Here is a 26292-nt window from a genome sequence, read left to right as displayed (position 1 = left end):
TTATTGACAAAATATTCGTATCTTTGCCCCTTAAAAGTATTAGCTAATAAAAAGAAGAATGAACAGACAGGAGATTATAGACCTTACTACTCGTATTTTTGTTGAGGAATTTGAAGTAGAAGCCAGTGTGATTGCCCCTGAGGCAAACTTCCGCGAATCGTTAGGATTAGATAGCCTTGATTATGTGGATTTGGTGGTGCTGATTGAACAAGAATTTGGTGTGAAATTGGTAGAAGCCGATTTTAAGCCTATCGTAACCTTCAACGACTTTTATACTACCTTAGAAAATAAAGTGAATGCACGCTAACGAACAAGCCAAAACGAAATGGCAAGGCAAATCTAAGGGTACTGTATTAGGCTATAGTATCTTTGTGTGGCTGATGAAACACTTGGGTATTTATGCTGCTTATGCCTTGCTCATCTTTGTAGCGTTCTACTACTTTTTGTTTGAGTGGCGCTCCAATGGCTATATGTATTACTATTTCCGTCACCGCTTGGGCTATTCACCTCTGAGAGCAGTAGTGAACTTGTACTTAAATTATTTTACTTTCGGGCAAACCATTATTGATAAGATTGCTATCTTGGCGGGCTTGGAAGAGAAATTTACTTATGAGTTTGATGGAGTAGAAAGCTTACATAAACTATTAGACGAACAACAGAGCGGAATACTTATTTCCGCACACATAGGCAACTTTGAAATTGCTGAACCTTTTTTCAGGAAAATAGATATTGATTTGAAGATAAGCACCGTAACTACCGATATGGAACACTCGGTAATCAAGGAGTATTTGGAGTCGATTTCTAAAAATAAACCCTCGAATCAGTTTATCTATGTGAAAGAAGATATGTCGCATATCTTCAAAATCAACGATGCTATTGGCGACAACAAGATAGTGTGTTTCACGGGAGACCGATATTTTGAGGGAGTGCGTTCGCTCAAAGGAACGCTGTTGGGCGCAGAAGCTACCTTCCCCGCAGGTCCTTTTTTTATAGCTTCCCGCTTAAAAGTGCCGGTGCTTTTCGTTTATGTGATGAAGGAAAGCAGATTGCATTACCACTTGTATGCCCAAGTCGCTGAGGTGAAAAGTCGCGATGCCCAAGCGCTACTCGATGCTTATACCGAGAATATGGAGCAGATGCTACGAAAGTATCCGCTACAATGGTTTAATTATTTCAACTTTTGGGATGAACAATGAAACGCGTATTGGTAGTATATTACACCCAATCGGGGCAACTCAAAGAGATTATCGATAGTGTACTATCCCCACTCACGGAGGTAACTATCGACTTTTTGCCTATTGATACGACAGAACCTTTTCCTTTTCCGTGGACAGACAAGGCGTTTTTTGGAGCTTTTCCAGAGTCGTATTTGCAAATACCTCAGCCCTTAAAGCCTTTTCAGCTGGCACATACCGATTACGATTTGGTGATATTAGGCTACCAAGTGTGGTATTTGTCGCCTTCTATTCCGTTTAATTCCTTTTTGCAGAGTGAAGCTGGTAAGCAACTGTTACAAGGCAAACCTGTAATTACTGTGTCGGGCACACGCAATATGTGGGTAATGGCACACCAGAAAGTAAAAAAACTCTTAACCGACTGTGGGGCGCACTTAGTGGGCAATATCGCCCTTACCGATAGGCACCACAATCATATCAGCGTGATTACCATTGTACAGTGGCTCTTTTCGGGCGACAAGAACAAACGCTATCTCGGTGTGTTCCCCAAAGCGGGCGTTGCCGATAAAGATGTACAAGGCGCGAGCGTATACGGCACGCTCATTGCCCCTCACCTGCAAACCGGTGATTACACAGGACTGCAACAAGCAATAGTAGCCCACGGAGGCGTGCATTATAAGCGTTTTCTCCTTTCCGCAGAGAAGAAAGGCAATCGCCTTTTCGGCATTTGGGCAAAGATGATTTACGGCAGTAAGAAACGTAAATTCCTACTGAAATGCTTCCGTATCTATCTGTATATCGCTATTTGGGTGCTGATGCCCATCGTATGGTTGCTATATTGGCTCACCTACCCATTATTCTTTTGGAAAGTAGAGAGAGGTGAAACAATTGATAATTGAGAATTGACAATTGATAATTAGGGTAGTATTGTAAACTCTGCCAAAGTTTCAACCTTTGCCAAAGTAAAATTATCGTCAGTAATCAAAACGAATGATAGGTTGGGAGTAGATACACAAACTTAACACATTAAAAATAGAAATCACTAATATCAGAGAGTTACCTGTTACCTAAATATGAATGTCTATATAACAAAAGCAAGTAAATATTTACCTAACAAACCCATTGGCAATGAGCAAATGGAGACTTTCTTAGGTCTCATAAACCAAAATGCCTCTAAAGCCCGGCGCCTCGTGCTCCGCAACAATGGTATTCTCACCCGTTACTATGCCCTTGATGAGCAAGGTAACCCTACTCATAACAATGCCCAGCTTACGGCTTTGGCAATACAAAACCTATTGGACGGCGAAGTGCCTTGGGATAGTATAGAGGTGCTCTCTTGCGGTACCTCTACCCCCGATGTGCTCTTGCCCTCACACACTTCTATGGTGCACGGACTCTTGGGCGGACACTCGGTAGAACTGAATGCCTCTTCAGGGGTGTGTAACTCAGGAATGAATGCTCTTAAATTTGGGTACTTATCAGTAAAGGCGGGCAATAGTGTGAATGCAGTATGCACGGGCTCTGAACGTGTATCAGCGTGGTTGCGTGCCGATAAATACGAAAATGAAGTACAACTCTTAGCCGAATTGGAGGCACACCCTGCGATTGCCTTTAAAAAAGATTTCTTGCGCTTTATGCTCTCCGATGGGGCAGGGGCTTTTCTGTTAGAAAACAAACCGCGTGAAGGTGCTTTGCAAATAGAGTGGATGGACGCCTATTCGTATGCTCACGAGCTCGAAGCGTGTATGTATGCCGGTGGCGACAAGCTCCCCGATGGCAACCTCAAGGCTTGGAGTGAATATCCTGCAGAAGCGTGGCTTAGTGAATCTATCTTTGCTATCAAGCAAGATGTGAAACTGCTCAATGAGAATATTTTGCTAAAAGGCGCTGAGAGTATGCGTGCTACCTTAGATAAACACCAACTGTCGGCAGATGATATTACCTATTTCTTGCCTCATATCTCGTCTTGTTATTTCAAAGAACGCTTGTATGAAGCTCTCAAAACAGTAGGTATCGACCTTCCGTTAGAACGTTGGTTTATCAACCTCCCCGAAGTAGGCAATGTAGGCTCTGCTTCCGCTTATTTGATGTTAGAAGTCTTGATGCACTCAGGGAAACTCAAAGCGGGCGATACTGTGTTGCTATCAGTGCCCGAGAGCGGTAGATTCTCCTATTCTTATGCTTTCTTAAAGGTCATTTAATTATGGTTTTACCAATTACAGATAAAAACGAAATTCTCACCCTTATACCCCAGCGCAATCCCATTGTAATGGTAGATGCTCTTTGGGAGTATACCCCCACCGAGGGTGTGGCAGGACTCACCGTTGCCCCTAATAACCTCTTTGTACAGCAAGGGATATTCTTAGAAAGCGGACTCATAGAGCATATTGCCCAAAGCATCGCCTTGCACAAAGGCTATTACTACTATCTCAACGGAAAACCTGCTCCTATGGGGTATATAGGAGCGATTAAAAACATAGAAATACAATCCCTGCCCAAAGTAGGCGATACCCTTAAAACACACATCACTATCCAGCAAGAGTTTATGGAGGTAACCCTCGTAACAATGCAAACCTTTATAGGTGATACCCTCATCGCCCAAGGCGAAATGAAAACCGTACTCGCACCCAATTCCTAACCCCCCTAACCCCTGACAGCTAGCCCCTAACACCTAATATGAACATCTCTATCCACAAATATCTTCCTCACCACCCGCCAATGCAAATGGTCGATACTATTACTGATATCAGTAATACGCACGTAGTTACCGAATTTACGATAACCGATAGCTGTATTTTTGTAGATGAAGGATTGTTTGTAGAAGTAGGACTTATCGAAAATATGGCGCAAACCTGCTCGGCAATTGTAGGGCAGTTTCTCTTTGGTATAGAAGATTCGTCAAACTATGTGATAGGTTATATCAGTGCGATTAAGAAGTTGGAAATCTTTACGTTGCCTAAGGTACAGGAAGTTGTGCGCACCGAAGCCGAATTGCTTTCTCGTTTCGATACCGATGAGTATTACATCTGCTCAATGCGCTGTAATGCCTTTGTAGGAGATATTCTTATGGCAACAGCCGAAATGAACTTAGTAATTAAAAACCTAACGGAATGAAAGAAACCGAACTACCTCAGGAAAAAGGTGCCTTACAGGACTTTACAGAACTGTGCTATGTAACCGATGACGAAGGCAACTACACCACCCTATCCAGTTCGGGCTGGGAGGTGAAGAGCATTGCCTTAGAAGCCTCGCTCAGCCGTTTGCAAGAGCAGATTGACGAAGCAAAAGCCGATGTGCTTGCAGGACACAAAAGCCCCATAGTGTATTATATGCTCCTCAACCGTATGGATTGGGCAGTCCTTGCCGATGCAATGCACCGCTGGCAATGGGTTATCAAGCGTCACGCCAAACCTTCGGTATTCAAAAAACTATCTTCTAAAACGCTACAACAATATGCTGAGGTGTTTGACATCACTGTGGAAGAACTGTGCGAGTTAAACAAATAAAAGTCCTTTACTCTAAATGAGTAAAGGACTTTGTTCTATTGCTTTTCATACTATAATTGCCTGTGGTGTAGCAAGCACTCTTTGGGGTTTAACAAAGGCGTAATGCGACTATCTATCGCATAACACTCAGGACAAGCTTCTTTCATTGTACTATTATTTTAAAATCTGATATAAACTGCTTATATAGCTCACGCCATTTCAAGTAATTGACTAATTTCCTCTGCGTGTGTGCGACAGTAGTACATCACAAAAGCAATGTAAGGCACAAAGAGAACGATGCTCCACAGTAACCCCTGTGCAAACGCTTTGTAATCACCAATGCGATAGAGCACATAGCCCGCCCAAATCAGGTTGAGTGTCATTGTAATATGTGACATTTGAGCAAAGATGTTAGCACCACTCCACGTAAAAGTAAAGAGCCCCATCGTACCAAAATAGTACATTGGCAGGAAGGCAAGCGGTAGCCAAAAAGTCTTTTTAGTCACCCAAAAGACGATAAGGCAACCTAAATACACCAAGCTACTAGGAGAACAAGCGTTGTAAGCCAACCATTGCACAAAGTTTACTTTCAGAGTAAAAAAGAAGTAACCACTCCCTGAAAGCGTAAGCAATAATAAGACAATCGCCAAAGCGACACCTGTGATTTTTTCTATTTTTGTAAGATTCATAATGTTAGAAATTAGAAGTTACGAAATTGCCCGTGCAGTTTGCACTGGGATATATATCTCAGTTTTCAGTTTTTCTTCGGGGGTACGACGGCAGTCGTTGAGGTATTTCTCGAACATAGGCTCATCGCGCACTTCGTATTCACTATCTACCACCCAGCGCATAGCAGTATCGTAGACGGCTGAGAGCTGAGTATAACTACCTTGATAGAAAAAGATTGCATATTTGCCTCCTGCTAAGGTTTTGCAACTCACTTCACCTGAGGGTTTAGCCGGCTTGTGAATAGCCAAACTCACCTCGGAACGTTGCAAAGAAGCTTCGGTAATTTTAGGGTCGTCATACGAAACACATATCGACTCAATGCCTTTGGTAAAGAGTTTTTGCGATTTTACAACACCCCACAATTGTTCGTAAGCTTTGTTGTAGTTAAGTGTACCATATTCTCCTGTAAGAGCTACGTAAATAAGACTTTTGGGCTCAAGCTCTACTATCTTTGGAGCTTTGAGCACTACTTCTGGATTGTTTATTTCTTTCTTCATAATATAAATATCTCTGTTTGTTCTATACTGAGTAGGCGTAATACCATATTGATTTTTAAATGCTTTGGAAAGAGAGGCGGGCGTTTCATACCCTATATTAAAAGCTATTTCTTCTACCGAAAGCGTCGAATAGCGTAACAGCTGAGCTGCCGTTTCTATGCGCAAACGAGCAATAAAGGCAATGGGCGATTCTCCTTTAAGCGCTTTAAAGATGCGACAAAAATGAAAATCAGATAAGTTAGCCACATTGGCGAGTGTTTTTATCTTTATAGAAGTATCGAGATGACCATTAATGTATTCCGCCACTTTGTTGATACGCTGAGTGTAATCGTTACGAGTAATGGATTTCATACAGATTTATTTTGAATTTCTGTGGCAAAGATACGGCACTTTTCCAAAGAAGTCTTTTCCTATCTTGCTAATTTCACCTTGTAAGTTCATCTTTCCGTCACCACATTCCCCCTTTTCCGTCACTATTTGCCACCACATTCCCCCTTTCCGTCACTATTTCCGTCTCCACATTCCCCTTTTTTCGTCGCTCTCTACTCGTCACTACACCCCCTCTCCTTGGGAGAGGGACGGGGTGAGGATTCCTTTTCTTTCGCCTCGAAACCCCGTTTTTAACATTTTTAGCCTTGTTGTATTGTACTATTTATCAATCACTTATGCACCCTTCCTATACCAATCGTCCAAGATTCGTATAAGCTTCCTATAAGCTCTCTATAAGCTAACCCCACCCATCTTACAGCCTTTTTTCACCCAAACCCCTCTCATCTCTCTTCCGAATTACTCCGTTTCCTTCCGAATCCCCATAACAGCCTCAATACATCACTTTTGCGTCACACACTTTGCCAAAGTTTAAACCTCCAGCCTCTCTCTTGCCCAGAACTTCTCCCGAACCTCTCCATTTTTCCCCAACAACCCATACTAATTTAACGTCAGTTCTATATATATCAATACTGATTTACAGTTGTGTTTATATTGTAATCTGTGAAATCCAGCAACACAGTTGCCAATTCGTGTCCATTACATTTGTCAATTGTCAATTGTCAAATGAAAGACTATCCGTGCAATCTGTGTAATCTGTGCGAGATTTTTAGGCAATTTGTTGCCTATTTGTTTGATTTTTTTAAAGATTTGTAAGATTTCTGTAGCGCAAGCTACACTTTTCTTACGTCGAACTTACGTTAATTTACTAATTTCCAAATTCCCTCATTTTCCCATTTCCTCATTGTGATATTTGTAACACTCTATTAGTTATTTTGTAACAAAAATAGTGTTTTTCTACCGAAATAATTTTGCATAAAAACAGTGTATAGAGGGCATTTCTTTGCGTTTTCATCAAAGAAATACCAATTTTATTGCAAAAAACGCAAAGAAACCGCGTTTTTATGATTTTTTTCTCATCTATTTTTTACAAACAAAATGAATAAATTTGTTAAGGATAAATTTGGAACTTAACAGAAAACTTTTCTACCTTTGCACCAGTTTATAAAATAATGTTATAGAAGATGAGATTAAACAAAGTATCTTTCGCACTATTTTTAATACTAATAGTGCAAGGCTTCTCGTGGGCGCAGGAACGAGAAGTGACAGGAACAGTACGCGATGCTAGTGGAACTGAAATGATGGGCGTAGCTGTAGTAGTAAAAGGAGAACAACACGGTGTTCAAACCGACTTTAATGGTCGTTATAGCATCAAGGTTGCTCCAGGTAAGACCTTAGAGTTCTCATTCTTAGGAATGAAAACCCAAAATCGCAAAGTAGGCACTTCAGGTCGCATTGATGTAGTAATGCAAGAAGAAGCCGTTGAGATCGGTGAAGTAGTGGTTTTGGGTGTTGTTAAAAAGAAAGCAGCTGAATCCACAGGAAATACTGTACAGTTATCAAGTAAAGATATAAGTACACCTTCGGCTATTTCTGTAGACCAAGCTCTGCAAGGGAAAACTCCAGGAGTGGTAATTAACGCTGCTTCAGGAACACCAGGAGCAGAACAGACTGTAATGATTCGTGGGGTTGGCTCTATGAATAGTAGCAATAAACCTCTTTATGTGATAGATGGTGTGCCAGTAATCACAGAAAACTTAACAGAGGATAAAAATACAGCTTCTTCAATGTCAACCCTTGCAAGTATTAACAATGAAGATATAGAAAGCTTAACAGTGCTCAAAGATGCAGCTGCTACGGCTCTTTATGGAGCAAGAGGCTCTAATGGGGTTATTGTTATTACAACCAAGTCTGGTAAAAGAGGAAAAACGAGGTTTAATGTAAACACCTCAGTGGGTTTCCAAAACGATGCATATTATAAAAGGTCTTCTCTTACGGGTGACCAACGCTATCATTTGTTAAAACAAGGATTGGCAAACCAGTTTGCAAGTAATGGAGCAACTTACGATACAGCAATTGATTTTGCTCAAGCTAAGGGTTTGAGAATCAATGGAGCAGAAAACTTTAATAGTGCATTAAATAATAACAATTGGTCAGAACTTATAAAAAACAAAAATGCTGTAATGACCTCTGCCGATATATCCGCCTCAGGAGGAGATGAAAAAGGAACTTACTATGTATCCTTGGGGTATAACAGAACAGAATCTACTGTAAAAGTATCAGACCCTTTTAAACGCGTATCAGGAGTGATAAAAATCAATAGAGATTTAAATGATAAATTGAAATTAGAGGCTTCGGTAAATGGCTCTTGGGTATCTCAAAATCCTATTGCTGAGCAATCATCTTATTATACGAATCCTTATCTGACAAAAGTATTGATGTCGCCTTGGATAAGTCCTTATAATGCTGATGGTTCCTATAATGTTACCACATTTAATGACTATACAAGTTTGTACAATTACTTGTATATAAAAGACCACGATATATCAAAGAACAATACCCTAAGAGGGTTGATAAACTTTAAAGTAGATTACGAACTGCTTAAAAATTTAGTGTTCTCTACTCGTGCAAATGTAGATTACATATCATCAGATTATAAAAACTATCAAAACAGAATACATAGTAATGGTTCTAAAAATAATGGGTCTTCGCATCGTATAATGGCTCACCACACCACTTGGGTATATCAAAATACCTTAGCATACAATTTTAATGTAGCCGAGAAACATAAATTTGGACTAACAGCACTTTATGAATATCAAAAATACAAAAAGAATTATTTAGAAGGTTATGGTACTAATATAGCCACAGATGGTTTAACCAATCTCGCTTCTGTAACAAAACAAAAAGCAATATCTTCTACTTTTGAAGATTGGGCGAATGTATCGTTGTTAGGAATGTTTAACTATTCTTATGCCGAAAAATATATTCTTGACGCAAGTATTCGTAGAGAGGGTTCATCTCGTTTTGCAAAAGGAAATCGCTATGGGAATTTCTGGTCTTTAGGGCTTGCTTACAACCTTCATAAAGAGTTTGATGCCCTTGCAAAAGTTTTCAACGAGTTGAAATTAAGAGCTTCTTATGGGCTTACAGGTAACTCTGGGGTAGATTTAAATCAATACCAAGTGCTTTTAGCTTATGATACTGAATATGCTGAAAATGGAGCTGCCTACCCTAAAACATTAGGAAATGATGCCCTTACTTGGGAGAAAAACCGTACTTTTGATGTGGGGCTTAATTTTGCTCTATTTAATCACCGTGTGAGAGGCTCTGTTGCATATTACGATAAATATACTTATGATTTGTTGCTAAATGTGCCTTTGTCAAGAACCACAGGTTTTGAAGAGCAAGCTATTAATGCAGGAGCGATGAGCAATAAGGGTATTGAGGCTTCATTAGGATTAGATATTATCCGTAATAAAAACTTCAATTGGAACTTGTCGGCTAATATAGCAACAGTTAAAAATAAGGTAGAAAAATTAGCAAAAGATGGTACCGGCGCCGATGTAGACCCAACAGCAGGAAATGAATACAAACAAACCAAAGTAGGAGAAACGTATGCTTATTGGTATATGCCCACTTGGGCAGGTGTCAATGTGAACACAGGGCTTCCTGAATGGTATGACAAAGAAGGCAAGAAAACATCAGACTATAACCTCGCAGAGCGAAGATTCCAAGGTATTGCCATTCCAAAATATTCAGGAGGTCTTTCTACTCACCTTCAATATAAAGGGGTATTTTTAGATGCAACTGTTTATTTTACAGGAGGACATAAAGTATATGAACAGTATGCTCAGTTCTATTTAAGAACCAATAATTTTACAACGGTAACTTATAATGGAGACGCTGAGTTATTAAACGCTTGGCAAAAAGCAGGAGATGTAACCGATGTACCAAAAATGAGCTATTCAGGCAATGATAATTTTCATAGCACTTCTTCTCGTCACTTATACGATGGTACCTTTGCACGCTTGAAAGATATTACATTGGGGTACGAAGTACCTTCTAAATACTTAGAAGGAACAGGCTTTGATGGAGTTACCTTTACCCTTAGAGGAACTAACCTTTATACTTGGGTGAAAGACAGCGGTCTAAAACTTGATCCTGAAGTAGGTAACAAAAATAATAGAATGGGGTATACTACCCTTACTACCCCACCTGTAAAATCTGTAGTATTTGGTGTTAATTTAAAATTCTAAACAAAATGAAAAAAGTTATATACACACTATTTAGCATAGCCTTGTTAGCTACAGGCTGTACCGACTTAGACCCAACATTGGAGCAAGATAAGATATTAGGGGAAAGTATCAATTCTGTAGAAGATGTTAGGAGTGTTTTAAACTCAGCGTATAATCGTATGAGTTCAAGAGAGTACTACGGGAGAGATGTCATTATTTTCGGAGAAGTGCGTTCCGATAATGCATACTCCGACGCAAATTCAAACCGTTTTGTTACGGTTGCTAAAATGGATATGAACAGAACAGATGCCTATGCCTCTGATACTTGGACGCAAATTAATAAGACAATAGTATCAACTAATGTAGTTATTAATGCTGATAGAGCAAAAATTACCGGTGATGTTACTACGCTGAATCATTATTTAGGGGAAGCTTATGCCATTCGTGCTTTAGCACATTTTGACTTGTTGAAACTTTACGGACAACAATATCAAGAATCTGACAGAACAAAGGCATTAGGTGTTCCTTATACAAAAGTATTTGGGAAAGCCATTTATCCAGCTCGTGAAACAGTTCAGCGCACTTATGAGCTTATAATGGAAGACCTAAATGCAGCTATTAGCAATTTATCGGCAAGCAAAAATGATGCCTCTGCTCACTACATTACTACTTTTGCAGCTTATGCACTCAAAGCTCGTGTAGCTCTTTTCTTTGAAGATTGGGCAACCGCTCGTGATGCTGCTAAGTACGTGATTGATAACAAAGGTTCTCGCTTGGATATTGCAGCAGCTGATGATTTTGCAAAAACCTTTACTACTGATAATACTAAAAATCAAATTTTTTCTATTGCCAATAGTGATAGTCATTATACAGGAGTCAATAGCTTAGGAAATATTTATTTTGGCTCTTATGGAGATGTGGTAATGCTCAACGATTTGTATTCAAAATACGAAACAGGAGATGTTAGGAAAACTCTCTTTTCTGAAATAAGAGCAGGTAAAACTTACAGAATGCGAAAACAAACAGATCTCATAGGAGCACAAGATATACCTGTTATTCGTTATGAAGAAGTAGTGCTTACCTATGCCGAAGCTCTTTTCCGCTTAGGTGATACTACAAATGCCCTTGCTCAGCTGAATTTAATACCTGCAAAACGAGGAGCAACCGCTTATACATCGGCAACTCTTGAGAATATTTTGTTAGAAAGACGAAAAGAGTTTGCAGGTGAAGGCTTCCGTTTTTATGATATTGCACGAAATAAACAAGATATGCCTCTTGTAGATGATGCCTTGCAAACTTATGGAACAGTAACCTATGGAAGCTATAAATACTCATTTCCTATTCCAGATGCCGAAATGGGAGCTAATGGCAATATGAAACAAAATCAAGGTTACTCTTCAAATCCTTAGTTGTTACTTGTAAAATTAGAGCTGAATCTTCTGAGAGAGAGATTCAGCTCTTTTTATTTCTTTTGTACCTTTTAAACAAAAAGATTTTTTCGATATTAACCTATTTCTCTATTGCTTAGTTATAAGCATCACTACTTTATCCCAGTATATTACGTTAAAGAATTTAGTTAGTAACTGTTTCAACAAAAGCCATCTAAAAGTTTTTAAAACTACCAAAGTCACGCCTATGTTTGTATTATAATCTGTGTAAATCCAATAGCAAAGCTACTAATTCGTACCCATCACATTTGTCAATTATCAATTGTCAATTGAAAGACTATCCGTGTAATCTGTGTGTAGTCTGCGAGCTGGCATAGCAGAGTATGTGTGTATGTGTCTAAAGGTAGCTTGCTACCTATTTGTTTGATTTTTTAAAGATTTATAAGATTTCTGTAGCGTAAGCTACACCTTTCTTACGTCGGACTCACGCTAATTTAACAGTCCATACAGCTCACACCACGGGGATTTCATTTTCTCATTTTCTAATATACTAATTTTCTAATTCCCTAATCTGCTAATCTGCAAATCACTTTCTTATCGCCAAACTTCTCAGCGAGCCATTGTTGCAATTTTTGAGTATCTACCTCTTTGGCGATTTCTTTACCCTTCACAGTTTCTTTTTTAGGCGTGTAGAGCATCACCGTAGTGAGAGAAGAGTTGCCTTTTCCCGAAAAATCCGTCAGTTTTCCAAAATAAAAACTCTCAATATTAGGGAACAATACTTTTATTTCTTTGGCAAAAGTAGGGTCGGTATATTTGTATTGCGCCAACTCTTCTTTTAGCTGATTTATCTTTATGTCTTTATTAGAAAGCGACGCCTTGTTTTTGTTGATTTCCGATAATATCTCTTTGTCAATATCCGACTCTTTTTGTCTGATGATGAGTTCGGTATTATGTAATTTGAAGTTTTTGAGGTTGCTTTGTAGTGTTTTTACTTCTTCATCGGTAAATTTCTTGTCTAAAAAAGCCAATTCAATGGTTTTAGGTGAGGTATTGTAGTGTATTTTCTTGTAAATAATGGTATAACCGCTGTTTTCAAACTCGGCAGAGATATAATGAGCTACATTCTCGTGGAATTCCTTCTCTTTCAAAAGACTATATGCCAAATACAAACTAGGGGTAACAATAAGGATAACCAATGTGGTGATAACAACGCGCAAACGCTTGTTGAGCGCTTCGTTACCCGTGTTTTTAGGAGTGTATTTTAGGTATTTGATGATGAGGAAAGTAGCAATCCCAATGAAGAAACAGTTGATGCTATATAGATAGAAAGCTCCTAAAAAAAAACTAATATTGCCCGTAGCCAAGCCAAATCCAGCTGTACAAAGCGGTGGCATCAAAGCGGTAGCAATTGCCACCCCTGGTATAGGGTTACCTTTATCCTCGCGCGTTAGCGAGATAGCCCCTACCAACCCACCCACAAAGGCAATAAGCACATCGTAAATGGTAGGCGAAGTACGCGCCAAAAGCTCTGACTGTACATCTTTAAACGGACTGATATAGAAGTAGATAAACGATACTATAAGACTCACCACAGTAGCGATGAGCAAACTCTTGCCAGTTTTCTTCAACAGGTCGAAATCATAAGTAGCCAATGCAAATCCTGCCCCTACGATAGGTCCCATCAAAGGAGAAATAAGCATCGCCCCGATGATTACAGCAGTAGAATTCACGTTTAACCCAATAGAAGCAATCAGGATAGCACAAGCCAAAATCCATAGATTAGCACCACGAAAAGAGATATTGCTAAGGATATCTTCAATTACTTTTTCCTTTTTCTCTTCCCCCTGATGTAAATTGAAAAGTTTTTTCAAAAAACTCATAATGTAAGATATTAGATGTTAGTTTTTAGTCATTAGTACAAACGGCTAATGCTTTTTATGTGAAGTGCAAAGATAAGCATAATTTATCAATTAACCAATATGTCAATTTGTCGATTAGTGGTGCAAAGCTATAAGATATTAAATGAAGTAGCAAATGTATTCGTCTGCTATTCAGTTTAATACCTATTATTGTTCAGTGTAGACCCACTGTAGACCCACTGTAGACCCACTGTAGACCCACTGTAGAGCCACTGTAGACCCACTGTAGAGCCACTGTAGAGCCACTATGTGCTCGGTATAGGTTCGGCGTATATAGGAATACAAAATCGCCGTGCGGTATTCATACCACACGGCGATTATTATAAGGGATTTGCTATTATTTATTATCCTGCATCGCAAACACTGATTTTAGTAAAGGGGTAGTGCGCGCCGCTATGTTCGTGCGTATTTCCTTCTCCTTATCGCCCACCTTCACAAACAACCCATTGATAGCCTGTTGGGTAACGTATTTAGTAAGGTTCGGTTCAACGGGCTTTACCAATGGTATCTGGTTATACTTATTGATAATGTTCTCCCATACCTTATCGGCACCTACTTCACTAAGCGAGGCTTGCACTTTGGGAGCAAAAGCGGTCTCCAAAGAACTATAAGTGCTGTTTTTTAGGTAGGTAGTCGCTGCGGTATTGTCACCTTTTAAGATGTTCATCGCATCGGTAAAGGTCATATTTCGTATCGCTGATAAAAAGATAGGCTTCGCCTGGCTTACAGCATTTTCAGCTGCTTCGTTTAGTACTTTTAGCCCTTGGTCAGCCAAAGAACCTAACCCCACCGAACGCAAAGTTTTATCTACCTTCTGGAGTTCTTCGGGTAATAGAATCCGTACCGCTTGGTCTTTAAAATAACCACCGTCTTTGCTCAGCAAATCCACCCCACTACTTACCCCCATTTCAAGGGCTTGTTTGAGTCCGCTGGCTACATTAAATCCGCTACCGCCTTGGGTAGTGTTGCCCATAACTTGTTGCAATTCGTCGCAACTGTTCAGAGTAAAAGAGCCCATTGTTAAGAGCCCCAAAAGCATTACTTTTTTCATATATTTGTTTTATTAATTTTTAACTGTCTTTTTCTTATTTCATCTGTATAAGTAGCGTAAATAGTAGCAGAAAATTATTATTTACCTTTTATTTATTGAAAGGTATATACTGAAAATGCTCGCAAAAAGTATCGGGAAGGTAATGACAATACCTATACCAAAAGAAAGAAAGCCTGCTAACACAAAAACACAACCCAAGAAGGTAATGATAAGGGCAGTGAAAGGTGCGAGCATTATTCTTCTATAACTCTCTCCCATAGCCTTGAAAAGAGGTTTGTTTTCCAAAATAATAATCGGGATAGTGAGTACAAATACTAACGAGATGATAGTGTTAAAGGCAAGTCCTAACGAGTACATTCCTACGGCAGAAAAGCCTACTAATATAAAAGTTTTAAGACACATTTGCAGAATAACGTGGCTTAAAATAGCACTTGTTTCAGGAGCGCGATAATAAGTGAATAGGTTGCCCAAAGTAGCGCGTTCCCCTTGGATTACCGTCGCGTAGTTCTTGTAAATACCTGCTGTAAAAGGGGTAATGATGCCATCTACAAGTAACGAGAAGAACCAAAATTTAATAACAAAACTCCGGCTACTGACTAAAGCGATGAGCTTTTCGGGGTTGCTTTGTAGAGCAATGATATCCTCTAAAGGCATTCCGAAGATAGTAGTAATAAGAGAAGCGTAAACTAAAAACACTACTGTAAATAAAATAAGAGAGCCCAAAAGGTGCACTCCGAAAGTACTTTGGTATAGTTTAAAAGTATTGCGCAATATATTCAAAAATTTCATAGCAATAGGTTAAAAAGATTGGGTGAGCACAAAATTCCGACGAATAAGCTCTTCGTCCATTCCCGTAGCAAAGTGTTCCTTATGGTATTTTAGGAGGTAAATATACCTCACATAACGCCTTACCTTATTATAAAACAGTGCTGTAGGGTCTACTTCCCCTGTGATATAAAGAGGCACTTGCTCAGTATCGATATCCAATTGTTCAATAGAGAAAAGAATGTAATACAAGAAGTCTTCAATGGTTTCATAGCTGAACCTATTGAAGTAATACAGTTTTTTACCTCTAAACACTACAAAGTAAAAAGAGCCTACTTCGGCATAGATATACATCACTTCGAAAGCGTGCGAAGAGTAGTGTTTGAGGAACATACGTAGTAGTGAGGTAGCAAAGTGTTGGTAGTCGAACCTACCGTAATAAGAAAGTAGTGAATTATTTACTATTGTATTGGGCAAATAAGCATTCACCGTTTCAATAGATATGATTCTATCAATTTCCACGGTATAGGGTTCCGCTTCCGATACATCTATACTGTATTTGAGGTATTCCAGCATTTCGTCTTTTCCGCCGTAAAGAGACTGTGGGATAAAAGCAAAGGAAGGGGTATTGTGTAAAACCTTAATAGTATCGAAATCTTGGCGGAGGTCGTCTTCACTTTGTATCACAAAATAGATTTGCCTATCGATATCTTCTTTGCTCTTATAGCTGAAGTTGATAGGAAAATTATAAATAGCCTCTACACACAGGAGCACAGGGTTAAACACACAAAAAGAAAGTCCATCCAAGTTTATTTGAATGGACAATTCCTTAAAGTACGTTTTAAACTGATTATTGCTTTGCAATTTTTGCGTCATAAGAAGTTGGCCAGTTACCGTTTACAGTAAGCTCTTCGAGTGAACCTACTTTAATATTAGGACCTCTTACATCTTCTACCGATGTTTTTGCAATTTCTTTTTCTACTAAGTCTTCATCAAGACCTTGTAGCACCACTCTCTTAGGCACATACGCTTCAAAAACGGAAGATTTTACATTGTTCTTGTCGGTAATTTCTCCTGTTTTCATTATAAACTGACCAGGAATTTTACCTTTGATAGGAGGTAAATCGCGCAAATGCAAATAACGATTATCGTTTTTAAACAATGAATCTTTTACTGATACGTGCCCCAAAGTATCAATAACTACACCTTGGCGCATTACCGTAATTTTAAAAGTCTCATCGAAAGCATTCCAGCTTGTGTCGCGTTGTGAAGTAATAGTAAATTGTGCAGTTTCGATGAACTTAGTAAGCTCATCAAAATTATCGGCATATTTGCCGTTGAGTCTCAAATAAGCATCTTGCGCTGCACGGATATCTTTCAGTTTCTTAATTACCTCGGTGTAGCGTTCCTCCTTAATTTTTTTGAACTCAATAGGGCCTGTGATAGACCTGTAAATTAGGTAGCAAAATACTAAACCTAATGCCCAAAATGCAATAGTTACAATTTTTTTCATCGTTTTAATTCTATAAATTAATAATAACTTTCTTGACTGGTATTGCGCAAAACTACAATCTTTTTTTGAAACAAAAAAATTATTTTAACTTTTTTTTATAATTTTGCTCTCAGAACTGTTTTTATTATGAACGAAAAAGCCTTTTTTAGTGCCCTTATTAGTGCCTTTAAACACGAGCCTACTCCTTCGCAAGATGTTGCTTTACAAAAGATTACAGAATATCTATTCTCAGCAGATGCTTCTGATAAACTTTTTTTACTAAAAGGTTTTGCTGGAACTGGAAAAACTTCTATCACCAACTGTCTTATCCGTACTTTACCGCTCATAAACCACCAATCGGTGTTATTAGCACCTACCGGTAGGGCAGCCAAAGTGATGACCTATTTCACCCAAAGGCAGGCTTTCACTATTCACAAATATATTTATTACTCCAAAGCTGATGGTACTGATGTATCCTTCAAACTGCGTGCCAATAAGCTCCAAAATACTTTATTTATAGTAGATGAGGCTTCGATGATTGCTGATAACGACTATCAACTCTTTGAGCGCCCTTCATTATTAAACGACTTAATGCGCTTTGTGTATTCTGGAAAAAACTGCAAACTATTACTTATAGGCGATACTGCGCAATTGCCTCCTGTTAATACCCTCGAAAGTCCTGCACTGAATATCCCTTATTTAGAATATCAGTTTCAAAAAGAAGTGCTTACGGTTACGCTTACTGAGGTGGTACGCCAGCGACGGAAGTCGGGGATATTGCGCAATGCTACCCGTTTGCGCAAACATATCTTCTCTTCGCTTGCTGAAAAACAGTTCGCTTTTAAGATAAATCATCACCCTGATATAATACGACTTACTGACGGAGCTGAAATACAAGACGCTATCAGTGAGGCGTATGACGATTATGGTTCAGAAGAAACTACGGTAATAGTGCGCTCCAACAAGCGCGCGGTGGCTTGGAACAACCAAATACGCAGGGTGATTTTAGACGTTGAAGACGAAATAGCTGCCGGAGACTTGCTAATGGTGGTTAAGAATAATTACTTCTGGTGTAAGGATAATTCGCAAGTGAGTTTTATTGCCAATGGTGATATTATAGAGGTGTTACAGCTTTATGACTTCACAGAAGCCTATGGTTTCCGCTTTGCTGAGGTATCGGCTCAGCTTATTGATTATCCCGAAGTACCTCCGTTTGATACGGTTATATTATTAGACACCTTAAACAGTGAAGCTCCTGCCTTATCACCAGCTCAAAGCAATCAGGTTTATGAAGAAGTACTCGCTGATTACGCTGATGAACCTACGGCTTATAAAAGATATCAGAAAGTGAAAGAAAACCCTTATTTCAATGCTTTGCAGGTGAAGTTTTCGTATGCGATTACCTGCCATAAGAGTCAAGGGGGGCAATGGGACGCTGTGTTTGTGGAGAAACCTTACTTACCTGATGATATCATAGATGAAGGTTACTTGCGATGGCTTTATACAGCTATCACTCGTGCTAAAGAAAGGGTCTACTTGGTAGGGTTTAAAGACGAGGATTTTGGTTAAGAATTAAGAGTTGAAGAAAGATAAGTTTTTTGAGTGACTTCAACTTTGGCAATAATTAGTTTCTTACTTTCCCAAGAGGAGCAAGAGCTAATGCCTGAGCTAACGAAAGGCAAGTGCTGAACATCAGTCCGCCCCAGAAGCCGTGTACTACAAAGCCACCTACTAATTTACTTGCCAGTAGCACAATTACAGTGTTGATGATAAATAAAAAGAGCCCAAAAGTCATAAAGGTAATAGGGAAGGCAATGAACTCTAATATAGGGCGTACAATACCATTGAGAAGTGAGAGCACAAAGGCTACCACGAGGGCTGTGAAGAAGTTCTCGATATGAGCACCCACATTTAGGTAGCCCAATACAAAAACAAGGGTTGCGGAGATGAATAAGCTTATAAAGTATCGCATAAGAAATGTATGGTTTTATTGTAAAATTCAGTAGGGTTTTGAGCGTGTAACCAGTGTCCTGCCTTGCTCACCGTATCGATAATAGCGTGCGGAAAGTGAGTGCGAATAAGGGCTTCGTCTTCGGGCATCACATACTCAGAATACTCTCCTTTTAGAAAGAGTGTTTTACCCTCGAACACGTTACTATCAGGGAGTTCAGCTCCTATCTCGCTTTCATTCTCAATTAAAGCAGGGAGATTCAGGCGCAAGCCCAATCGGTCTTTGGTTTCCCAATAAAGGTTTTTCAGTAGGAACTGTCGCACTCCTATATCGCTTACATAAGCCGAAAGAGCTTTATCGGCTTCGGTACGTGAATGTATCACATCGAAATTTAAGGACGCTAAACCTTGTAAACAAGCTCCGTGATGCTCAGGAAAGAATTTAGGCGACATATCAGCAACGATGAGAGAAAGCACTCTATCGGGGTGTTCGGTAGCGAAAAGCATTGCTGTTTTGCCTCCCATAGAATGCCCCATCAGGTGAAAGACTTTCAATCCGTGAGCGTCAGCATATGCAAGCAAATCTTGTGCCATTAGAGGATAGCTGAAATCGGGGCTGTGAAAACTACGACCGTGATTGCGTTGGTCTACTAAATGCACTTGAAAGCCCGCTTCGGCATATTTGAGCCCCAAAGTACGCCAGTTATCTGACATACCCAAAAAACCGTGCAGGATAATGAAGGGAGTGCCTTCGCCTATAATTTGAGAATGTAACATAGTTATTTAGTAAGATAATTTAAAAGTTGTTAGGGACTTTCCACTCTTCTATAATTCCTTTTTCAATAGCTTTTTGCACTAATGATTTTGCTACTGCGGGATACCAAGAGCCTGCCTCAGGATCGCCATTGGCACAAAGACCATCGGATAAGCCAGGATGTTTAATCCACAAATAAGCGTCGGCGTGAGGAGCAGAGGTTTTGGTGGTAGGGCGTACTCCTAAAGCGGCGTTGAAATTGTTACAACTGTAATAATAAGCCTTATTGGTTTGTTTAGGGCTATCGATACCATTGCGGGAGGTGTCTATCACGTAGTATTTTGTGCCTAAGCCTTTCTTTTGGAGCGTTTGTACGAACTCTTCGCTCCACTTTTCAGCCCGAGGAGTCCCTCTGTGGTCGGCGACGTTGGTAACAAAGCCACGCATATACCGGATACCGCCATCTATTACCGCTTGGGCAGCTTCTTCTTGTTTGAGTTCTGTTCCGCCAATATGCAAATACAGCAACGCATTCGGGTTGTTATCAGCAAAGGTTTTTCCTACATAAGTGAGGAGTTCAGCGCGTTCTTTGTATTTTGCATCGTTGTATTTCCAGCCTTTCTTTGAACAAAAGTTATGGGCATCGGGTTCTACAATCACTATTATAGGGGTTTTGCCAATAATAGTACTGGTGCGATTTATCCACTCTTTATAAGAAGCAGCCGTTTTATGACCTCCGGTTGAATACGAACCACAATCTCTATAAGGAATGCCGTAGAGTGTGATGATAGGTGTTTTTTGTTGTGCCTTTGCGCCTTCGATGAGCCGTTTTAAGGTACTATCGTCGAAGGCTTTTACGCCTTCGAACCATTCAGCTGTGGGAGTAGCGGCTATTTGGTAATAGAGTTTCTTTAAGTAAGGGTCTTTTTCTTGCTTAGTCATTTCATAAGCCTTAGTTTCAGTAAAGAGATAGAAAGGTTTGGAATAAGCTAATAAAGAACTGTCTCCTTTTTTAGGTTCTTCTTTTTTGGAGTTTTCTTTTTGCGAAGTATCCTCAGTATTATTATGCTTATCACAAGAGATGATTGCGAAGAACACAGCAATGATGAGATACGGATATGTAAGGGAAATGAGTTTTTTCATTGGATAATATAATTAATGATTAATGGTTAATGGTTGTTTGATGATTCTTCGGTTGAGGTTCGTCACATATTCAGCTCTTCAGGGAGAACCTCCCCCTAACCCCCTCAAAGAGGGGGAAGTACGATGCAAAAGAGACTTTTTAGAGGTTTTAATGTTAATTATTATCTTTTTTTATCTGAAAGCGAATGTAGGTAATGGGTTTGTTTTGCTCCAAATAGAACTGCTCATAAAAGGTTTTAATTTCGGTTACTTCTTCGGGTACACCGTCGCTGTTATAGATGTTGTGATTGGCATAGAGTACTTTATGCCCTGCTCCGTGTAACAATCCTAGCGTATAGCCGTGCATAAACTCACTATCGGTTTTGAGGTGAATATAACCCTCAGGTGCAAGGATATGCTGATACCGCGTTAGAAAATCGGCGTTTGTAAGGCGGTGCTTGGTGCGCTTGTATTTGATTTGAGGGTCAGGGAAGGTAATCCATATTTCGCTTACTTCCTGAGGGGCAAAACAACATTCGATGAGTTCTATTTGGGTGCGCAAGAAGGCTACATTGGTAATATTTTCGTCAGTAGCAGTTTTAGCACCTCGCCAAAAGCGTGCTCCTTTGATATCGATACCTATAAAATTCTTCTGAGGGTAGCGTTTGGCTAAGCCCACTGAGTATTCACCTTTACCACAACCCAATTCTAAGACAATAGGGTGATTGTTCTTAAAAAAGAGTTCGTTCCACCGACCTTTATAGGCAAAAGCACCGTTAAGGAGCTCTTCGCGTGAAGGTTGGATTACATTGGCAAAGGTTTTATTTTCTTCAAATCGTTTGAGTTTGTTTTTGCTTCCCATATTGTTATATATAATTTAAACCTCCCCCCTTTACACATACCCAGCTGTCGCTGGCTACCTCCCAAGGGGGAATATGAGACGGTCTATATATTAGGCGATTACGCGTATGGTGTTCTTTACTTGTTCGGCTATTTGGCGTGCTTTGTTGATATTGGGGTTTACAATGGTTACGTGTCCCATTTTCCTAAAAGGGCGTGTTTCTTTTTTGCCGTAGATATGGGGGGTTACGCCTTCCATTGCCATTATCTGTTCGATGTTTTCATACATTACTTTCCCTTGAAAGCCTTCTGCCCCTACAAGGTTCACCATTACGCCTGCGACCTTACTTTCAGTACTTCCTAAGGGCAGGTTTAAGATAGCGCGTAGGTGTTGCTCAAACTGATTGGTATAAGTTGCCTCGATACTGTAATGCCCTGAGTTATGTGGGCGAGGAGCGACTTCGTTTACCAAAATCTCATCGTTTTCTGTTTGAAAGAGCTCGACGGCTAAGAGTCCTACTACTTCAAAAGCTTGGGCTACTTGTATTGCAATAGTACGTGCTTTTTGAGCGACAGCCTCTTCAATACGCGCAGGGCAGAGCACATACTCCACCTGATTGGCTTCGGGGTGGAACTCCATTTCTACCACAGGGTAGGTGCGCACCTGACCCTTTGCATTACGGGCTACGATTACTGCCAATTCCTTTTTGAAAGGCACTAAACTTTCGGCAATGCACTGGTTGTTAGGTAAAAGATTTAGGTCGATGAGCTGGCGGACGATTTTCACGCCATTACCGTCGTACCCGAAGCGTGCTGACTTCCAAACGAAAGGCAAAGAGAGCTGTTGCTCATTGATTGCCTTTTTCAGACTTTCGGTATTTTGAAAGACTTGAAAAGGAGCGGTAGGGATACCGTGAGTGGCATAAAACTGTTTTTGAGTGGCTTTATTTTGGATATTCTTGATAGTTTGAGGGCTGGGATATACTTTTACCCCTTCGGTTTGTAGTTTCTCTAAGGCTTCTACGTTTACGTTTTCGATTTCAATAGTGAGTACTTCTACGTCTTTACCAAAGTTATACACGGTATTAAAGTCGGTAAGGTTGCCTTGCACAAAGGTATTGCAGGCAATGCGACAAGGAGCATCGGGGGAGGGGTCGAGCACCTTGGTGGTGATATCGAACTTGCGGGTTTCGGTAAGGAGCATCTTGCCTAACTGACCTCCGCCAAGGATTCCGAGTGTAAAATCGGAAGAGAAATAATGGGGCATATTGCTTTTAATGATTAGTGGTTAGAGGTTAATGGTTAATGAGGAGGCAAAGGTACGAAATTATTTTTTAATGCCAAAAAATGCCAATAATGCCAATAATACTGATTAATGCCAAAAATACTAAAAAAACTAAATAATGCCAGAGGGGTAACTTATTGGGGTTTTCGGAAGATATCAAAATATATTAAAATAATATCGTAAAATACCGAGATGAAAGAAAACTATGGAAAAAGTGCTCTTAGCTTATAGAAAGCTTATAGGAAGCTTATACGAATCTTGGACGATTGGTATAGAAATGCTATATAGATTGTTTATTCTCAATGGGTTATGAATTGTTAAAATTGTATAAAACATTTTATCATTTTTATACTTAGGAGTTATTTTATTATCTTTGCGCCAAAAGTTATTTTTTTTCTTATGACAACCTCAGAATTAACTGTTGATGAATGGTATATGCGTAGGTGCATTCAGTTGGCTTATAATGGCTTAGGAAGTACCTATCCGAACCCTATGGTAGGTAGTGTTATCGTATACGAAGGGCATATCATAGGGGAGGGGTGGCACCAGAAAGCGGGTGAGGCACACGCTGAGGTACGGGCGATTACCTCGGTAAAGGATAAGAGTCTGCTACCGAAAAGTACGATTTACGTGAGTTTAGAACCCTGTTGCCATTTTGGGAAAACGCCTCCGTGTGCTGACCTTATCATTGCTCACAAGATAGGGCGGGTGGTGATTGGCACTATCGACCCTTTTGCGAAAGTGCACGGCAAAGGAATTGAAAAACTGCGCAATGCAGGGTGTGAGGTGATAGTGGGGGTGTGTGAGGCTGAATGTAGGGAACTGAACAAGCGGTTTTTTACTTTTCACGAAAAACATCGCCCTTATATTATCCTAAAATGGGCTGAAACGCGTGATGGGTTTATAGCTCCCCTGCATAAAGAGGAGGTTGCTCCGCACTGGATTAGCGACGTTTATGCGCGCCAGACAGCACACCAAATGCGCACTGAGGAACAGGGTATTGTGGTGGGAGTAGGAACGGTATTGGCGGATAATCCTTCGTTGGACAGCCGGAGCTGGTATGGGCGCAATCCTGTGAGGATAATAATTGACCCGAAGTTACGTAGTCCGAAGGAATTTGCGGTATGGAACGACCGTACAACTACTTTGTTTTTTACTGAAGAGACGTCTGTTCCGGAGATGATACACACTGATTTTTTCACGATAGATTTTAAGCATAAACCTTTGGAACAAATTTGTGCTAAACTGTATGAAATGAATTTACAAAGTATGATTGTGGAAGGAGGGGCTTATACGCTACAGCAGTTTATCGACGAAGGGTTATGGGACGAAGCGGTTGTATTTACGGGGGATATTTGCTTTGGAGAAGGGGTGAAAGCGCCTATTTTCAAGTAAAAGGTGCGAGTCGCACAGGCGTAAAAGGAAAGGTAAAGTCAGCGAGGGCTCACAGTTGGGAAAGTGAGTAAAAGGTAAAAAGAGGTAGAAATTGCAGGAATTACTAAAAAACGATGAGAGAAGGCTTGGGGTATACCGAATAAATGTTAAAAAGAGGTTATTTTTAGGAGAAAAAGAGCTTTATGGCAAGATTTTTGATAGTAGAATTAGTATAAATATGATGTAAACAAGTGTGTCTTGCAGTGTTTTAGCACAAAAGTTATTTTATAAGGAGAGTAACACGGCACACATATTAAAAGTAGCATATAAGTCTTTGGCTTGGAAAGACTCGTGCGGATTTCAGAAAGTACGAGCATTACAAACATAGATAATCTTCAAAATAATTATATACAATGAAAAGAGTTATTTTATTACTTTCGACAGTTGGCTTATTCACAGCTTGTGATAAAGGCGACGATTTACCACCTTCAGATCCTATCTATTTTGCAGATAAGATAGTGGAGACGACCCTACCTGCACAAGGTACCCAAACACAAACTACTGAGCAACTTTTTGAGTATGTACAAAATGTATTAGGATTGGTACGCAAACACACAATAAAAGTGACAGATGGCACCGGCAGAACTGTGGAAAAAGTGTACGAGACTTCGTATGACGGTACTTTTCCTATCAAAACGGTTTATACAGAAGGCAATGTAAAAAAAGAGGAAGTTGTGTATGACAAGTATAGCAGTGAAAGAGGACGCTTGCTTAAGAAAACAACTACTGTGGTAGGTAAAGAGAGTTTGCCAACCGTAGATGAGTATGAGTATGATGGCGGCAGGTTAAAAAAACATACTAAAAGTGAAAAGTTATCGGCTAATGTAACTAAGTATACAGTGGTAGTCTACAACCGTGAAGTACTCAATGAGATAAAGGCTGTAACAAGCGAATACACTGAAACGAGTGGAGTGAAGAGTACCGCTACTACTACTGCTACAGATACTTATGTGTTGAACTACAACGAAACGGTAAGAGAACACACTCACACAGCAGGTAATAAGACTTCGGTAACAACCTACCAGTATGATGGTAGAACCAATCCTTGGTTTTTGCATTTGTCTTATAGAGCTACTCACCCCGAAGTGTTCTTAGATGAACAATACGCCAGAAACAACATTACCAAAAAAACAGTGAAGGACTCTGATGCAACAGGACGCAGTTACGAGCAAGAAACCGCTTACAGTTACTTTAAAACTGAATACCCACTTAAAGCTACTGTAAAGGAAAACGGTAAAGAAGTAAAAACAATAGAATTCACATATTAGTTAGAGACTTTTACATTGTATTTGTGTTTGAAATTTCTTTCAGAAAAAGCTCCTATATGAGGAGCTTTTTTCTTATTTAAGCCGTAGATCGCAACACGATAGGCAGTGTGAGCCACACAGGCAAGTGTGAGCCACACAGGCAAGTGCGAGCCGCACGGGCGATTGTAACACGATAGGCAGTTTATGACTTTGAGTTTTGAGAAACTCGGGAAAATCTTTAGCAAAAGCTTCTCGTGCAAGAGTATATTATTAACTAATTATTACTACCTTTGGCGCAAAAATATAATAAAATAATTCATATGAAAGCAGTTATATGTATAGCTTTGGTTTGTAGTCAATGCGTAGTGGCACAGCACACTACCTCAAAGTATCTTGCAGATAAAGATACCAAAGCCCCTTTACGGGCTGCTACAATTCATAATGCCAACGACTACACCGTTACCAATGACGACGGGCTCTTTGTATTTTATTCTACTAATGACAGCGTAACTATAAAAATGTTAGGTTATGAAACTCTCAAAACCACTTTTAAAGCCCTCAGTCGTACAAAAGACACCTTGTACCTTACCC

At 39.8% G+C, this 26292-nt stretch carries 23 protein-coding genes and 2 pseudogenes; 13 read left to right on the top strand and 12 right to left on the bottom strand.

Translation table 11 applies throughout. From position 1 onward, the window contains the following. The first annotated feature begins 58 nt into the window (after window positions 1–58). The 7 genes and pseudogenes from HMPREF1321_RS00165 to HMPREF1321_RS00135 all read left to right on the top strand — a co-directional run bounded on the left by HMPREF1321_RS00165 (window position 59) and on the right by HMPREF1321_RS00135 (window position 4681). Window positions 59–307, top strand: coding sequence for a phosphopantetheine-binding protein (locus HMPREF1321_RS00165; RefSeq protein WP_009419675.1), 249 nt, complete (start codon window positions 59–61; stop codon window positions 305–307). Further along, a complete protein-coding gene (locus HMPREF1321_RS00160) occupies window positions 297–1196 on the top strand; it encodes a lipid A biosynthesis acyltransferase (protein ID WP_009420807.1) in 900 nt (299 codons plus the stop codon). Before HMPREF1321_RS00165 ends, HMPREF1321_RS00160 begins: the two co-directional genes overlap by 11 nt. Next, window positions 1193–2081: pseudogene (locus HMPREF1321_RS00155) on the top strand (dialkylrecorsinol condensing enzyme DarA). Before HMPREF1321_RS00160 ends, HMPREF1321_RS00155 begins: the two are co-directional and overlap by 4 nt. A gap of 167 nt (window positions 2082–2248) precedes the next feature. Continuing rightward, window positions 2249–3376, top strand: a complete 1128-nt coding sequence (locus tag HMPREF1321_RS00150) for a beta-ketoacyl-ACP synthase III (RefSeq protein ID WP_009420820.1) — start codon at window positions 2249–2251, stop codon at window positions 3374–3376. Window positions 3377–3378: 2 nt separating this feature from the next. Beyond that, window positions 3379–3813: a hypothetical protein gene (locus HMPREF1321_RS00145; protein WP_009420843.1), complete on the top strand. Its 435-nt coding sequence runs from the start codon at window positions 3379–3381 to the stop codon at window positions 3811–3813. Window positions 3814–3851: 38 nt separating this feature from the next. Next, window positions 3852–4289: an acyl carrier protein gene (locus HMPREF1321_RS00140; protein WP_009420829.1), complete on the top strand. Its 438-nt coding sequence runs from the start codon at window positions 3852–3854 to the stop codon at window positions 4287–4289. Continuing rightward, on the top strand, window positions 4286–4681 hold the full coding sequence (locus HMPREF1321_RS00135; RefSeq protein WP_009420812.1) for a hypothetical protein: 396 nt from the start codon (window positions 4286–4288) through the stop codon (window positions 4679–4681). Before HMPREF1321_RS00140 ends, HMPREF1321_RS00135 begins: the two co-directional genes overlap by 4 nt. 188 nt (window positions 4682–4869) lie before the next feature. On the opposite strand, the gene HMPREF1321_RS00130 is transcribed toward HMPREF1321_RS00135, so the two are convergent. Both HMPREF1321_RS00130 and HMPREF1321_RS00125 read right to left on the bottom strand, forming a co-directional pair. Continuing rightward, window positions 4870–5349 carry a hypothetical protein gene (locus HMPREF1321_RS00130; RefSeq protein ID WP_009420839.1) on the bottom strand — a complete coding sequence of 160 codons (480 nt, stop codon included), beginning with the start codon at window positions 5347–5349 and terminating at the stop codon, window positions 4870–4872. Between the two features lie 18 nt (window positions 5350–5367). Further along, entirely contained in the window at window positions 5368–6237 is an 870-nt protein-coding gene (locus HMPREF1321_RS00125) for a GyrI-like domain-containing protein (protein ID WP_009420834.1), read from the bottom strand. A 1160-nt stretch (window positions 6238–7397) separates the two neighbouring features. On the opposite strand from HMPREF1321_RS00125, the gene HMPREF1321_RS00120 reads away from it, so the two are divergent. Both HMPREF1321_RS00120 and HMPREF1321_RS00115 read left to right on the top strand, forming a co-directional pair. Continuing rightward, window positions 7398–10472, top strand: a complete 3075-nt coding sequence (locus tag HMPREF1321_RS00120) for a SusC/RagA family TonB-linked outer membrane protein (RefSeq protein ID WP_034575318.1) — start codon at window positions 7398–7400, stop codon at window positions 10470–10472. 5 nt (window positions 10473–10477) lie between these two features. Further along, complete coding sequence (locus HMPREF1321_RS00115; RefSeq protein WP_009420826.1) at window positions 10478–11860, top strand: RagB/SusD family nutrient uptake outer membrane protein; 1383 nt, start codon at window positions 10478–10480, stop codon at window positions 11858–11860. 545 nt (window positions 11861–12405) lie between these two features. Here the strand turns inward: HMPREF1321_RS00115 and HMPREF1321_RS00110 are convergent. The 5 genes from HMPREF1321_RS00110 to HMPREF1321_RS00090 all read right to left on the bottom strand — a co-directional run bounded on the left by HMPREF1321_RS00110 (window position 12406) and on the right by HMPREF1321_RS00090 (window position 17090). Next, a complete protein-coding gene (locus HMPREF1321_RS00110; RefSeq protein WP_009420818.1) occupies window positions 12406–13722 on the bottom strand; it encodes a DUF389 domain-containing protein in 1317 nt (438 codons plus the stop codon). Window positions 13723–14098: 376 nt separating this feature from the next. Then, complete coding sequence (locus HMPREF1321_RS00105) at window positions 14099–14812, bottom strand: DUF4197 domain-containing protein (protein WP_002673868.1); 714 nt, start codon at window positions 14810–14812, stop codon at window positions 14099–14101. A gap of 81 nt (window positions 14813–14893) precedes the next feature. Next, on the bottom strand, window positions 14894–15601 hold the full coding sequence (locus HMPREF1321_RS00100; RefSeq protein WP_009420815.1) for a hypothetical protein: 708 nt from the start codon (window positions 15599–15601) through the stop codon (window positions 14894–14896). A 9-nt stretch (window positions 15602–15610) separates the two neighbouring features. Further along, a complete protein-coding gene (locus HMPREF1321_RS00095) occupies window positions 15611–16453 on the bottom strand; it encodes a DUF3822 family protein (RefSeq protein ID WP_050977193.1) in 843 nt (280 codons plus the stop codon). Continuing rightward, window positions 16428–17090 carry a hypothetical protein gene (locus HMPREF1321_RS00090; RefSeq protein ID WP_002673865.1) on the bottom strand — a complete coding sequence of 221 codons (663 nt, stop codon included), beginning with the start codon at window positions 17088–17090 and terminating at the stop codon, window positions 16428–16430. The genes HMPREF1321_RS00095 and HMPREF1321_RS00090 overlap by 26 nt, the downstream gene beginning before the upstream one ends. Before the next feature lie 126 nt (window positions 17091–17216). On the opposite strand from HMPREF1321_RS00090, the gene HMPREF1321_RS00085 reads away from it, so the two are divergent. After that, window positions 17217–18638, top strand: a complete 1422-nt coding sequence (locus HMPREF1321_RS00085) for an ATP-dependent RecD-like DNA helicase (RefSeq protein WP_009420825.1) — start codon at window positions 17217–17219, stop codon at window positions 18636–18638. A 55-nt stretch (window positions 18639–18693) separates the two neighbouring features. On the opposite strand, the gene HMPREF1321_RS00080 is transcribed toward HMPREF1321_RS00085, so the two are convergent. From HMPREF1321_RS00080 to HMPREF1321_RS00060, 5 genes are all read right to left on the bottom strand, one after another. Continuing rightward, window positions 18694–19041, bottom strand: coding sequence for a phage holin family protein (locus HMPREF1321_RS00080; RefSeq protein ID WP_009420813.1), 348 nt, complete (start codon window positions 19039–19041; stop codon window positions 18694–18696). Continuing rightward, window positions 19026–19796 (bottom strand): alpha/beta fold hydrolase, encoded by a 771-nt coding sequence (locus HMPREF1321_RS00075; RefSeq protein WP_009417256.1) that lies wholly within the window; start codon window positions 19794–19796, stop codon window positions 19026–19028. Before HMPREF1321_RS00075 ends, HMPREF1321_RS00080 begins: the two co-directional genes overlap by 16 nt. A 19-nt stretch (window positions 19797–19815) precedes the next feature. Beyond that, window positions 19816–20916, bottom strand: coding sequence for a glycoside hydrolase family 6 protein (locus tag HMPREF1321_RS00070; RefSeq protein ID WP_009420821.1), 1101 nt, complete (start codon window positions 20914–20916; stop codon window positions 19816–19818). Between the two features lie 154 nt (window positions 20917–21070). Beyond that, window positions 21071–21757: a tRNA (guanosine(46)-N7)-methyltransferase TrmB gene (gene trmB / locus HMPREF1321_RS00065; RefSeq protein ID WP_009418948.1), complete on the bottom strand. Its 687-nt coding sequence runs from the start codon at window positions 21755–21757 to the stop codon at window positions 21071–21073. Between the two features lie 90 nt (window positions 21758–21847). After that, on the bottom strand, window positions 21848–23002 hold the full coding sequence (locus HMPREF1321_RS00060; protein ID WP_009420814.1) for a 5-(carboxyamino)imidazole ribonucleotide synthase: 1155 nt from the start codon (window positions 23000–23002) through the stop codon (window positions 21848–21850). 417 nt (window positions 23003–23419) lie between these two features. Between HMPREF1321_RS00060 and ribD the strand changes: the two genes are divergently transcribed. The 3 genes and pseudogenes from ribD to HMPREF1321_RS00045 all read left to right on the top strand — a co-directional run. Further along, on the top strand, window positions 23420–24415 hold the full coding sequence (gene ribD / locus HMPREF1321_RS00055) for a bifunctional diaminohydroxyphosphoribosylaminopyrimidine deaminase/5-amino-6-(5-phosphoribosylamino)uracil reductase RibD (protein WP_009420833.1): 996 nt from the start codon (window positions 23420–23422) through the stop codon (window positions 24413–24415). A gap of 392 nt (window positions 24416–24807) precedes the next feature. After that, a complete protein-coding gene (locus HMPREF1321_RS00050; protein WP_009420837.1) occupies window positions 24808–25722 on the top strand; it encodes a hypothetical protein in 915 nt (304 codons plus the stop codon). 299 nt (window positions 25723–26021) lie between these two features. Beyond that, window positions 26022–26292: pseudogene (locus tag HMPREF1321_RS00045) on the top strand (hypothetical protein); the annotation flags it as partial.

The organism is Capnocytophaga sp. oral taxon 412 str. F0487 (genome assembly GCF_000271925.1).
Lineage (GTDB): Bacteria > Bacteroidota > Bacteroidia > Flavobacteriales > Flavobacteriaceae > Capnocytophaga > Capnocytophaga ochracea.
This window is presented reverse-complemented; position numbering and strand designations above follow the sequence as displayed.